This is a genomic window from Nostoc sp. DedQUE08 (assembly GCF_034530895.1).
Classification (GTDB): domain Bacteria; phylum Cyanobacteriota; class Cyanobacteriia; order Cyanobacteriales; family Nostocaceae; genus Nostoc.
In genome coordinates this window covers 1-15,036 of the sequence record NZ_JAVRCD010000068.1, presented here as the reverse complement: position 1 = coordinate 15,036, position 15,036 = coordinate 1, and the positions used below count along the sequence as shown (strand labels likewise).

Genomic DNA, 15,036 nt, shown 5'->3' with positions numbered 1-15,036 from the left:
ATGGAGTCAACAATATATTATCGCTATAGGACTACTATTTGATTTCTGAAAACATACTGAGACTGAAAAGCCCGTTTTATCGGGGTTTTATCTGAAATCTTGTTCAAAAATCAGATATGAGTCCTATATTGACTCCAAAACAAAATCGTCTGAACTTTTTATTAAATTAAAACAGTAAACAATTTACTACTGGCAAGGGGTTAGTCATGGGTAGCTCTGAGAATTTAGGAACTAATAGTGCATCTTCTACTAATGGCGGAATCTTACCACTATCTTTACTAGATAGTGCATCTTTAAGTGCCGCATTAGATGACAATTCTGCCCTAAGTTCTTTGCAAATAAAACTCAGACCTCCTAATGGTTCTGACCCAATTTCTTCAGAGTTGTCACGTCAGGAAAAATTAACAGGTACTACAGATGACTTGGAAAAGTTCAAGTCTTCTGTAGACTTCTCTAATAAGCGTACTAATCCCGTTAATTATCTCAACAATTACTCACCTTTATTCAAAAATCAGCAAAATTCTAGTCTGATTACATCTCAACAATCAGAAATTACAAAGTCTGACAATAAAACTGGTTTCGATCGACTTACAGGAGCAACAACTAATACACCTCTAATTAACGTTGGCACTAGCGATCCAGTAGTTGGAAGTGTTAATAATTCTCTTTCAATACCGTCCTTGCTACCTGACATCTTACCGCCTACGCTTTCTGCTACAGTCCTGCCGCTCAATTTACTACCAGGTTCGCCACAAGCGAGAGTTGTTGGCATCGTTAATGGCACTGGTTCCGCCATTGCCTCACTCACAGTTGCCTTTGATAATTTAGCTGCTGGGCCCATATCAGTTAGTCCACTCGGCGCTTTTGACCATGCCCTTGATTTTACTGGACTCAACGATGGGCCTCACACCTTTACTCTCAAAGCTACTGATTTTGCAGGCAATTTCTCTACTGCTAGCTTTTCTGTAACGGTAAATCTTGCTGCCACACCACCTGCTATTTTAGCAGCTTTAGCCCATGATACAGCTCCTGACAACACAACCAACACTGATGGTATTACCTTCGATCCCACTACTACAGGCACAGTTAAAGTTGTTAATCGTGGCATTTTTATTAATGCATTAACAACTGTTACCCCTATTGTCAATGCTGTCGCAAATGTATCGCTTACTGAAACCAATCAGATTATTTCATTGAAAGCAGGTTTCGACAACACACAAGTAGCCAATTATCTAAATGTAATTGCTGATTTGCACTCTGATGGCAGTTTTACCCTCAGCCCCAACCGATTAAATACAATTTATGGCGGGATTTTACCAGACGGTCATCACACTCTACACTTACAAGCAGTAGATAAATATTCTGTTGCCAATAACTTTGATATCTCTTTTACACTTGATACCACTACTGCTGTACCTACACTTAAGCTATCTGCAAATAGCGATAGTGGCTTGAGTAATAGCGATCGCATTACTCTTGACACTACTCCTACTATTATTGGCACGGCAGAAGCTCTTGCTAGAGTCCAACTATTTAACAATGGTCAACTCAAAGGACAGACAACTGCAACCGCAGATGGCACTTGGCAAATCACGACATCAGAATTAACTGATGGAGTCTACGGACTCAACGCCATTGCTACCGACACTGCGGGAAATACCAAAACCTCTGCTGCAATAGATGTCACAATAGACAGTGCCTTGCCACAGGTTAGTTTAACCACTCCTGTCAACCAATCTAACTTGCATTTGGGAGATAAACTTACTGGCAGTGTTGATGGTACTGGTAGTCCAGTCACAGCATTAAGCTATCGCTTCGACAATCTTCAAAATGTATCTTTAAATTTTAATGCCAATGGCAGATTTGACCAAGTTTTAGACTTTACTGGTCTGAGCAATGGAGAACATACTTTAACTATTGCTGCTACTGATACCGCCGGCAATATTAAAACAATTCAATATACTGTAACAGTTATTATTGATCTGGATGCACCTGTTATTACTGCATCTTTAAAGCGAGACACTGCTCCTAACGGTCAAACCAATAGCGATACCATTACTTTTGACCCCACAATTACTGGAACTGTTATTGATGCTAGCCGTGTAGTTGAATTCAAAGCTGGTTTTGACAGCACACAACCCGCTAATTTTGTAAATGTTCTGGCGCAAAGGATTGCAGACGGCAGTTTTACTTTGACTCGTGCCCAATTAGAGCAGATATATGGTGGTACATTGCCGGATGGATTCCATACTTTGCATTTGCAAGCAGTGGATGAATTTCAAAACACATCCAATATTTTTGACTTTTCCTTCACTCTTGACAGCACTACATCAGAACCTATTTTTAATCTCAATGCCGTATCTGACTCTGGTGTAATTGGTGATTTCCAGACCAAATTTGATACCGTAACATTAACTGGTCTTGCCGAAGCCAATTCTACTGTAGTCTTAGAACAAACGGGTGCGGTAACAACTTCAGACAACAATGGACAATTTACCTTTGCCCATGTTTCCTTAGCAACCGGGGATAACTCCTTCACTGCACGTTCAACTGATATTGCTGGCAATCAAAATACTTTCCTTAGCAATATCTACCGTTTCAGTCCCCCTACAGCAATTAACTTAACAGGTAATACTGTTGCAGAAAACAGTTCTACTGGAACAGTCATTGGTCAATTAAGTAGTGTTGACCCTGATCCTGATGACACCTACACTTATATATTACAAGATAATGCTGGTGAGCGTTTCCGCATTGTTGGCAATCAATTGCAAGTTGCTGATGGTACTTTACTCAATTTTGAAAGTAGTACTCAGCACTCTGTTACAGTTACCAGTACTGATGCTAACGGCTTAAGCTTAACCCAAGTTTTTGCGATCGCTGTTACCAACGTTAATGAAGCTCCCACATTCCTCACTACACCTGTAATTACAGCCAATTTAGCCAGTCTTTACACTTACAACATTGTTGCTGCTGACCCCGATGCGGGAGATAATCTCAAAATTACTACAGAGAATCTCCCAAGCTGGCTAACTTTAGTTGATAACTTTGATGGAACTGCAACTTTGAGTGGGACACCAAGAGACTTCCTCTCCAATCTCAACAGCAACATTCACCTTTTGGTAACAGATGCGGCTGGATTAACAGCAGTTCAAGACTTTATTATTGCTCCTAGTATCTATGATATAGAAGAAAACAATTTTACAGTCTTCCGTTCTCTACCTCTCTTGATTCCATCTACCCCTTCCATCCTTAGCTTTAAGATTGATCCTCAGTTTGACATTACTAGTGTAAATTCAATTAACGATGCTTTTGAAGTGGCATTAGTTGATACCAATGGTAATTCCCTAGTTCATACTGCTGCTGGTGAGCGCGATGCTTTCTTCAATTGGACTGAGGGCGAATCTACTGCTTTAGGTGCAGGTACAAGTTATGATGCTGCAACCCATACTGTCAGCTTAAATCTTACTGGTATTAACCCAGGCACCAATGCTCAGTTGGTGTTTCGTCTGGTAAACAACGATGGTGACATTACTACCAATGTGCGGATTACTGATTTTGCTTTCACAAATGCACTTGATGGTACTCAGGCTCCTATACAAACAGATTTTCCCCAACAAATAAGCCAGACTACAGCACCTAATTTTAACTTATTGGTAGATGTTTCTAGCAGTATAGGTACTGAATATCACCGCACCAGCTTCAACGCTGATACTCACCTTCTGTATGCAGACATCGCTTTACGTAACATCGGCTCTTACAGCGTAGATTCTTCCCTAATTGTTGCTGTCAATCATATCAGTGACCCCACAGTGTTAGTTCGCAATCCTGATGGTTTTACGCCTGATGGTCTGCCTTACTATGATTTCAGTAAGTTGGTTGGCGATACCAAGTTTGACCCTAATGAACTCACTTTTGAGCGTTCTTTGATATTTTATAACCCTCAAGGGGTGCAGTTTACTTACGATCTAACGGTGTTGAGTCAGTTAAACGCTGCACCTGTGATTCTAACTCAAGCAAATAAAGAAGTAATTGCTGGTCATTCTTACAGCTATGACGTTGATGCCACAGACCCCAATGGTGATTCCTTAACTTATAAACTACTGGTTGCACCTGATGGTATGACCATTGACCAAACTACTGGTTTAATTTATTGGAATACAGCAACTACTAATATTGGCAATCAAACAGTTCTCGTGGAAGTGGGTGATGGTCATGGTGGCATAACGCAACAACAATACAGTTTGTCGGTAATTGATGCTCCGCCGAATCGTCCCCCCGTTTTTACCTCCACTCCTGTGGTCGATGCAGCGATTAATACTAGTTATACTTACCAAGCCAATGCTTCCGATGCTGATGATGATTCTTTGACCTATTCTTTTGTCAATGCACCAGCAGGAATGACAATTGATGGGAGTACGGGAAAAATTAGCTGGGTGCCGACTACAATATCGTTTCAATCCCTTCCATTCGTGTCTGTTACAATTCGTGTCGTAGATCAACGTGGGGGAGTGGCCGATCAAAGCTTCAAGATTAACGTTCAGCCAGAACCAGGTAATCATGCACCAATTATTATCAGTGAACCGGTGACTCAAGTTTATAGTCCTAGTTCTACTCTCGATGGAGTCGTTTTTGGTTTAAAATCTCAAGCTCCGGGGAGCAACGCATCTTCTCAAGCGCCTACGAAACTCTTCTCATTCAACGTCGACGGCTCTAACTTCAAAGACCTTGGGGTAGTAACTCTCAACAATTCGCAAATCGATGCGGATGGACTTGCTGTTTCTGAGAAATACGGACTTTTGGGTTTTGCACTTAGCTCAACTGGCTCCACGCTCATCTCTATTAACTCTAATACGTCTGTAGCAAAGGCATTAGGTATACCTTTGGCTAATAGAGAGATTCGAGGTGCTGTTTTCGATTTAGATGATAATCTCTGGGTTATTGATGTTGCAAAAAGCGAACTGCTCAATCTCAATCCCTTAGATGGCTCTATTTTGAAATCCATAGCCCTAAAGTTTTCAGGGCAACCTTTGAGCTTGTTAGATGGAGCAGATATTGCTGTAGATGCTCAAGGTCAATTTTATTTAACCACTTATTCTTCTCTTGGCAGTGGTAGTGGCATTTATACTTTAAACATTACTACAGGTGCATTAACTCAATTAATATCAGATCCTGGACAATATCTAGCAGGGATAACTTTTGCATCTGCGGACAATACTAGTAACCTCTTTGGTTACGAAGTTAACTTGACAGATGATATTTTCTCCTATAAGCCAAATACCAATTTTGCTCGAACAACACTTTTCTCGAATATTATCTCTGAATTTAATGCTGGGCGAGGTGATTTAGCTGCAATAGTTCAAAAACCTAAATACTCCTACTCTGTACAAGCTATTGACCCAGATAATGACTCCTTAAATTATTCACTAGTCACTGCACCAATTGGGATGAAGATTGACTCCAATACTGGTAGTATTAGTTGGGATAATCCAGTTGCAAATACCACACCTTACGATGTGACCCTACAGGTGCAAGATAATCGAGGTGGGATTGATATCCAGAGCTTTCAATTAAATGTATCTTCTACCAAGCCTGGGCAACTTATGGGAATAGTCCATCAGGATGATGGCAGACTTAAGGACAAACTAGTCTACTACGAAGATTTTGAAAATTCAACAAAGACTCTCAGTGAGTGGTCTCAACCAAAACGGGAAACGTCTGTGGATAACAGACATATTCTCGGACTTTATCAGGGTTCACCCACAAATGACCCTGAAACCTTTTTCAATCGCCCTGACAGAAAACAAGTTCTCACTCTCAAGAATTTGCCCGAACATGACATTATTACATTATCGTTCGACCTTTACATTGTTGGTTTCTGGAATGGTAGTTTCTTAAGCAGCTCTTCTGGCATTACCAACCCCAATGATGGCTATGGACCAGACCTGTGGAGCTTGACATTCAGTAGTAACACGCAGACACAAGAAAAACTTTTATTACAGACAGCTTTTGGCGCTGTTACCGGAGTTGATAATCGACGACAAGCTTACCCATATTCTTTTGTTGATTCCTCTAGCCCCTTAAATGCTCCTGGTACTGGAGCTAGTGAAATAAAACGGCTTTTTCCTCAATACAATCAATACTCTGATTCAGTTTATAAACTCTCCTTCACTTTCGATCATTCAGCTAGTTCAATGCTCCTAAATTTCATCGGCGATGTCAAAAGTGAAACTGGAAATGAATCTTGGGGTTTAGACAACGTTGAAATTTGGACTGGTAAAAAACCTACACCTCTTCAAGGTGTTCCTATTTATTTAGACACCAACAATAACAGTCAACGCGATGCTTATGAACCTTTTACTTTAAGCGATACTAATGGAGCTTACTCGTTTACTCTCAATCCTGGAACTTATACAGTTGCAGAAGAAATTCAGTCTGGGTGGACGCAAACTATCCCCACAAGTAAAACCCATAAAGTTACTCTTAAAAGCGATCAAGTTATTACTGGTTTAAATTTTGGCAATCAGATTGGAACCAATGATAATTTATCGCCTGTATTTGTCAGTACAGCATTAACGGAAGCGATTAGTGGACAAATCTTCCGTTATTCCTCTGTGGCTAAAGATCCCAATCAAGACACCCTTATTTATAACCTTTTAGTCAACCCGGATGGGATGATTATTGACTCAAAAACGGGTATTCTTGTTTGGCAACCAACAACAAGTCAGCAAGGAATGCACGATGTCATATTGCAGGTGCAGGACAATCAAGGCGGACAAGATATTCAAGCTTTTAAAATCAACGTTGCACCACCAAACACACTACCTACTTTTACAACATCTCCATCATCCACTACAACGGCTGTTGGACAAATTTTTCAGTACCAAGTTCATGCAGAAGACCCTGAAAATGAGGCGATTACTTATAGTCTCACTTCAACTCCTCCTGGAGCTACAGCAACTATAGACAGTAGTACAGGGGTATTTAAATATACTCCAAAACCTAGTGATTTAAACGGTAACAGCACTAACCTTTTCTTTGCTATCACTGCCACCGATACTAGAGGTGGAAAAACGACTCAATATTTAAATATTTCTGTTGTTGGGGCAGCTTCATCTCCATCCAATAACCTTCCTATTATCTCCTCAACTCCTCGTAAAAGTATAGTTCTGGGCCAATCCTACGTCTATATAGTCACAGCCAGCGACCCCAACTACGACCCCCTAACTATCTCCTTGGAAACTGCTCCCCAGGGTATGACCATTGACCAACAAGGCAGAATCACATGGCAACCGGGAGCGACGCAAATTGGTTCTAACCCTGTCAATATTAAAGTTAGTGATGGTCGTGGTGGAGTAATAACTCAAGCTTTCAATATTGATGTTGTCAGTTCCACTATTCGCACTAACAATGCACCAAATATTACTTCCACTCCTAACCTCATTACCAATTTAGAACGGACTTACGTTTACAACCTTTCTGGCAGCGACTTAGATAACGATTTGCTTGTGTGGAGTTTGGACTCTTCCCCAGCAAGTATGGTTATCGATCCACAGTCTGGGGCGTTACGCTGGCAACCCAAAGCAGACCAGATTGGTGAGCATACAGTTACAGTCCGCCTCACTGATGCTTATGGTCTTTATGCTGCTCAAGAATTTACACTTCATGTTACTGGAGTTAACACACCTTCTGCCATTGTCTCCAATCCTATAACCAGAGCCGCCCAAAATCAGCTTTACACTTACACTGTTGTCGCAACTGATCCAGAAAACGACCCCCTTACCTTCAGCTTAGGTCGCAAACCTGCGGGGATGACCATTGATAGCAACGGCACAATTCGCTGGACACCCCAAGCGTCGCAAATCGGTTCTCAACAAGTTGAAGTCTTTGCACGCGACGCTCAAGGTGCTATAACCACTCAAACTTATGCCATTGAAGTGGGTGCAACTGCTATCAACACTGCCCCAAGTATCACCTCTACACCTGTATACTTAGCCGCAGTTGGTAGTCCTTACAGTTATCAGGTACAGGCTACTGACCCAGATGCTGGCGATCGCCTGACTTATCAGTTACTTTCTGTTCCTGCGGGTGTTACGGGTATCAACATTGATCCAAGCACTGGTTTGCTGACTTGGAATAATCCTGTTGCTGGTAACTACAAAATTGTTGTCGGTGCGGTGGACGCTGCTGGTTTGGGTGCTGCACAGGGCTTTACTCTCACTGCAAGAGAGAATCATGCCCCTGTTATTCAGTCTAATCCTAAATTAACTGCAACCCCTGGTAGTACTTATGCTTACGATATCATTGCTAGCGATGTGGATGGCGATCGCCTAAGTTATAATCTCGACCAAGCATCCCGTGATTTGGGTATGACCCTCGATGCTTTGGGGCGCTTGCGATGGACACCAACTGCTAATAATGTTGGCACTCACCACGTTGTCTTAACTGTCAGTGATGGCGTTGTGTCCAGACCACAAGAGTATAACCTTGTGGTGGCAGCTGACACAGAAGCGCCGAAAGTTAGACTCATTGCAAATTACGATGTAGTTGACCCTGGCGAAACTATCATTTTCCAGGCAAGGGCTACAGATAATATTAGGGTTGCTGGGCTAAGATTGTGGATCAACGATACACCAGTAGTGCTGGATGGCAATGGCATAGCGCGATTCACTCCTAGCGAGGCAGGAACAGTGATAGCCAGAGCGATCGCTACAGATACAGCAGGCAATCCTTCTCAAGAAGTCACCTTTAATGTACTGGTACGCGACCCTGATGATGTCGCTGCTCCCGAAGTAAGTCTTGATTGGGGAGATAATGCTGGGAAACTAATTACCGCTCCCATTGAGATTAAAGGGTCGATTTCAGACGATGGAGAAATAGACTACTACCGCCTATTAGTCGCGCCTATTAATGGTGGTGAATTCAAAGAAATTGCCTTTGTTAATGATCCAGGTGCGATCGCTAATGGTGTCTTGGGTAAATTCGACCCATCGCTGTTGCAAAATGACTCGTATATTCTCAGGCTGGAAGTTGCGGATAATGGTGGTCACATCAGTTACGCCGATGAGGTGATTGATGTTGCTGGGGATTTGAAGTTGGGCAATTTCCGGTTGTCGTTTACAGATTTGACTGTGCCTGTTACTGGTATCCCCATTACCCTAACTCGTACTTACGATAGCCTAAATTCTGGTAGCACAGATGACTTTGGTTATGGCTGGCGGATGGAATTCAGAGATACTGACTTGCGGACTTCTCTGCGTCCACCCAGCGAAGACAGCCAACTTGTGGGCTACCAAAATCCTTTCAAAAATGGTACTAAAGTATACATAACTCTCCCTGGTGGGAAACGAGAAGCATTTACATTTAAGGCCAAGCAAGTCGAGCAAGTCGATGGTGGCTCTTTACTCTATTTTTCTAAGTATTTCTATCAGCCAGAATTTGTTGCTGACAAAGGTGTAACGAGTACATTGACCGTTGAAAGCAATTTCATCACCAAGCAACAAGATGCCGACGAATTCTACGGCTTCCAAGGAAACCCCTACAATCCTGCCGATCCGCTATTTGGTGGCAAGTATAAGTTAACCACGAAAGAAGGGGTGGTATATGAAATTGATGCCGCAACGGGCGATTTGCTCACTGTTACTGACACTAATGGGAACATGTTAACCTATACAGATGCGGATATCACTAGTTCTACGGGGCAAAAAATAACCTTTGGCAGAGACGCGCAGGGCAGAATTGCGACGGTGACTGACCCGGCTGGTAAGCAAATTCGATACGATTACAACGCTCAGGGCGATTTAGTTAGTGTTACGGATAGAGAAGGTAACACCACACGCATGGAGTATGACCAAGACCGTAAGCACTACCTTGACAAAATCATCGACCCCTTGGGCAGGACTGGTGTTAAGAACGAGTACGGTGATGATGGGCGGTTGAAGGAAATCATCGATGTTAACGGTAAAGCCGTCGAGATGTCCTATGACCCGAATAACTCCAGGCAGGTAGTTAAAGATACACGCGGGTACTCTACAACTTACATCTACGACGAACGCGGAAATGTCCTGCAAGAAATTGATGCTAAGGGGGGAATTACTACCCGTACTTATGACAATGACAATAACCTCCTAAGTGAAACTGATGCAGATGGTGTCACAACCGAATATACCTACGATAACCGCAGAAATCTGTTGACCATTGAAGATGAAGATGGCAACATCACCCGCATGACCTATAACAGTAGAGGTCAAGCAAATAATATTGTTTCGCCAACAGGTTTAACAACTAGTGCCAAGTACGATCTCCGTGGCAATTTAATCGAAAGCATTGATACAGATGGTCTAAAAACCACTTACACATACAACCAACAAGGTCAACTGCGTTTTCAAACTGCACCAGATGGTCAAGTCACAGAGTTTGACTATGACAGTTCAGGACATATTAACCGCATGGTTGATAGCCGAGGAAATGAAGTTAAAGCTGACTATGACCTCAATGGCAGAATCGACAAAGCAAAAACCACATTCATCCTAAATGGGCAGACATATAGCCAATGGATGGATTATGACTATGACGATAATGGTCGAACCATTGCTAGTAGAACTTCCCAAGGCAACAGCCAATCGATGAGCTATGACGCTCTTGGGCGTGTTTCATCAATGACGGATGTATTCGGGAATGTCACTTCCTACCGCTACGATTTGCAAGGGACATCTGGGCAAAACAATACCTTAACCACACCTGGGTCAGTCGTCACTCGCATCGATGAAATGACGCTGCCAGATAATACACCTTTGGACAACAGCGATAACCCGAAAGTTATCAAGAAGTATGACCAAGCCAACAATCTAGTAGCACAAATCTCACCAACTGGGTTAGAAACACGCTACATCTACGATGAATTAGGTCGTTTAGCAAAGACTATTCTACCTGATTTAACACCCGATAACTGGGACGACAACCCAACAGTTAAAACAGAGTATTCAGCCGCAAGTCGCGTCAAAGCCCAAACTGATGTTTATGGTAATCGGGAAGAATATTTCTACAACGACCTGGGTCAGCTAATTCGCTTAAAGGATATTCTCACCAATGACACCACCTATACCTACAATAAGGGTGGGCAAATTGAGACGGTGACTGATCCCCGCCTTCGCACAACCCGCTATGTTTATGATGACAAAGCGCGACTTAAAGAAACAGTTTTCTTCGATAACTCTCATTATCAAGTAAGTTATGACGAACTGGGACGGGTCAAGACCGAAACAAATGAACTCAATCAAACAACCACTTATGAATACGATGCTTTCAGTCAAGTAAGCGCAGTCATTAATGCTCTGAATCAGCGAACAGAGTTTGAATACGATCAACGCAAGAATCTAGTAAAAGTCACTGATGCCCTTGGTCACTCTACCCGTTACAAATACGATGAATATGCCCAGCAGGTAGAAACTCTCTTCAATAACGGCGATAAAGTTTCAATCGGCTATGACCAATTTAGCCGAGTCACTAGTGTTACAGACGAGAATTTAAATACCACTAAGTACACCTACGACAATCTCAGTCAACTAACTCAAGTTGAACAAGCTAATCAAGCAAAAACAAAATATACCTACAATAATCTCGGTCTTTTAACTCAGACTCAAGATGCAAATCAAAATATCACTCAGTATGAGTATGATGACTTTTATCGCTTAACGGCAACAATTCTGCCAATGGGTCAGCGGAATCAAACTGTCTACGATAAGTTTGGACAAGTCAGTAGTCAAAAAGATTTTAATGGCGACACCATTAACTATAGCTACGATTCCATAGGTCGCCTCCAACAAAAGACCTTCACAGACCCCAGAGTTGCAACAGTCTCTTACACTTACGATTCAATTACATCCCAGTTGAAGACTGTGACGGATGGACGCGGGGTAACACAGTACAACTATGACCAGCGCGATCGCTTATCCAAAATCATTCAACCTGACCAGCAATTTGTTAGCTACGGCTATGATTTGTTAGATAATGTTACATCCTTGACAACACAAGCGGGAATCACTAGCTACGGCTATGACAAGCTCAATCGCTTGGATACCGTTAAAGATGGCAATCGCACCTTAGCAGATTACGATTATGATGCTGTTGGCAATTTAATTCAAACGAAGTTGGCTAACGGTTCTGTTGAATCACGGCAATATGATACACGCGATCGCTTAACCCAAGTAACAACGAAAAACGTTACTGGTACAATATTCTCTGACTTTAAATATACCCTTGATGCAGTCGGCAACCGTAAGAAAGTAGAAGAATACTCTGGTCGCAGCGTTGATTATACTTACGATTCGCTCTATCGTCTGACTGAAGAAAAAATCACTGATGCCACAGCAGTCAACCGCACTTTTGGCTATTCCTATGATTTAGCAGGTAATCGTTTAAGCAAAACTGATTCCCTGGAAGGGTCAACTACCTACACTTACGATGCCAATAATCGACTCAAGGATACAACAATCGGTAGCGTAGTCACAAACTTTACTTACGATAATAATGGTTCACTCAAGCAACGTGCTAATAGTAGCCAGACAATCAATTACAATTGGATTAATGACGGGGAAAATCGCCTGATTGGGGTGATTAGTTCTTCTGCAACTGGTATTTCTCAGCAACAATATATCTACGATGCCTTTGGTAGCCGAGTTGCCACTATCTCTGATGGGGCAAGAACTAATTACTTGGCTGCACCGATTTGGGATTTGCCCCAAGTGTTGATGGAATATGACTCTGCTGGGGAAATCACGACTGATTATACATTAGGTATGGGATTGGTGCAATCGCGCCATGATGGTCGAGAAGGTTTTTACCACACTGATGGGCTGGGTTCAACTAGGCTAATTACTGATAATGTTGGTTTGATTACCGACCGCTACACTTATGATGCCTTTGGTGGATTGTTAGATCAGACAGGTACTTTTGGCAATTCCTTCGGGTTTGCAGGTGAACAACGGGATGCTGCAACTGGGTTGGATTATCTACGGGCGAGGTATTATGACTCCAGTTTAGGACGGTTTATCTCCAAGGATGAGTTTCCTGGATACTTAAACGACCCTTACAGTCAGCATGATTACCAGTATGCTCACGCAAACCCTGTTAGATATACCGACCCCAGTGGCTATTTCACTTTGGGAGATGCAATGGCTGCTGTTACCCTTGCAGGGCAACTGGCTACATTTAGTGGCATTGGTTTTGGAGTCGGTTACATTGCTGGTGCTGCGGCTAATGGTGCAAGTGGTGAAGAAATCCTGGGTATGTTTGGCGAATGGGGGGCAGGTTTTGCTAGCGGTGTATCTGGTGGTTTCTTGACTGATGTTTATGAATATACCACTGGTCAGAAGATTGAACCAAAACACGCCATGCTTTACAACGCGGGTAATATTGCGGGGATTGGAGTATCTTTTATAACTGGAATGAAGGCTGCGACGTGGGCAAAAACTGCGGTTGGCCCTCTGAAGTGGGTATCTCGTATAGATGATGCGTTAGATGCCTACGATGCAGCTAAGTCAACTTATAACCTTTACCAAAGCTACCAAGATAACGGTAAGTTTGAACGAGAGGATGTTTGGAATCTCCTGGCTTATGTACCTTTCGCTGGGGCAATATTAGGTACTAAGAAGTTCTTTGCTGCTAATAAGGCGATTAATGCTGGTGCTGATGATGTCATTGGCGATATTACTAAAGGCCCTGATAATGTCCTGCGAATGACTCAAGATACAGGAACTAAAATCGGGAATTGCTTTGTTGCTGGTACAGAAATTCTTACTACCGAAGGTATAAAGAATATTGAGGATATTAAGGTCGGCGATTGGGTGATTGCTGATGATCCGACTACACCAGGGGAAATTGAAGCACGGCAGGTAACGGATACGTTTGTACGCAAAACTACTGCTTTAGTTGATCTATATGTGGATGGGGAAGTTATTTCTACTACTGGGGAACATCCTTTCTGGACACCTGATAAGGGTTGGGTGGAAGCTAAAGATTTGCAAGTGGGGTCATTGCTGCAAACTGAAGATGGCAGAATTATTGATGTTGATAGAATTGAGAAGCGAGAAGGGCAGTTTGAGGTTTATAACTTTAGTGTTGAAGAGTTTCATACATATTATGTTTCAGAACTCGGAATTTTAGTACATAATGCCCGTAAAGATATTTACTTTGGAGATGGTGTTAAGGCTGACAGTGATGTTTTTCACAAAGATATTAAACCTAATATTTTAAGCAAAGCAGGGAAATTTCAGGGCAAGGTTGGTAAGAACCCCGATATTAAAGTTGTGAATGGGAAGATAGTATTGACAGGGACAGGCCAATTTAAAGGAAAAAGTTTTAAAACAGATATTCTAGCATCTGACTTTTTTGGCAAGAGTGACATACCTGATGTATCTGATGCCCCTGATCTGCTTGATGAGTAAATAAAAAAAAACTTGGAGCCAAGTTGTGAAGTATACATATATTTTGAGAATTGATTGTGGAAACCACAAAATAAAAATAGTCAACGATATTTTGGGAGTTGATACCACTTCTAATTCTAATAATTCATATTGGGAGCAAACACTGATTGAAGAAGCTTTAGACCCTCCAGTAAATTTCGTAGATGATTTTTTAAACATTTTAGAAGGAAAATATCAAAAGCTCTCTATCATTGGAGTTAACAAAGATGATATAACTGTGTGGATGTATTATGAATATGATGAACAGTGTAATATGTCATTTTCACCTGAAGTTATGAAACGTTTAGGGGATAATGAAATTACTCTATGCATTTCATGCTGGGAGGCGAATAGCAAAAATATTTCACAATAATTTTAAATTATTTTGCACCAAGATTAATTGACGTGATTGTATTACTCATTAATAGAAAATAATCCTTGATTTAGTAACAAAACCCATAAAACAAGTAACTTATCACGCATTTTTTACCTTACCTGTGATTGTACGGCTAGGTGCAATATCTGACTTTTCCCGTTAAGTCTCTTTTGCAAGCAGCCAACCTTCACAAAGGTCATG

General features: G+C 41.9%; 2 protein-coding genes. Both read left to right on the top strand.

Annotated elements, in window-relative coordinates; genetic code table 11:
• Positions 1-206 precede the first annotated feature (206 nt).
• Positions 207-14,441: a putative Ig domain-containing protein gene (locus RMY64_RS30935; RefSeq protein ID WP_322702033.1), complete on the top strand. Its 14,235-nt coding sequence runs from the start codon at positions 207-209 to the stop codon at positions 14,439-14,441.
• 25 nt (positions 14,442-14,466) lie between these two features.
• Positions 14,467-14,832: a hypothetical protein gene (locus RMY64_RS30930; RefSeq protein WP_322702032.1), complete on the top strand. Its 366-nt coding sequence runs from the start codon at positions 14,467-14,469 to the stop codon at positions 14,830-14,832.
• Positions 14,833-15,036 lie beyond the last annotated feature (204 nt).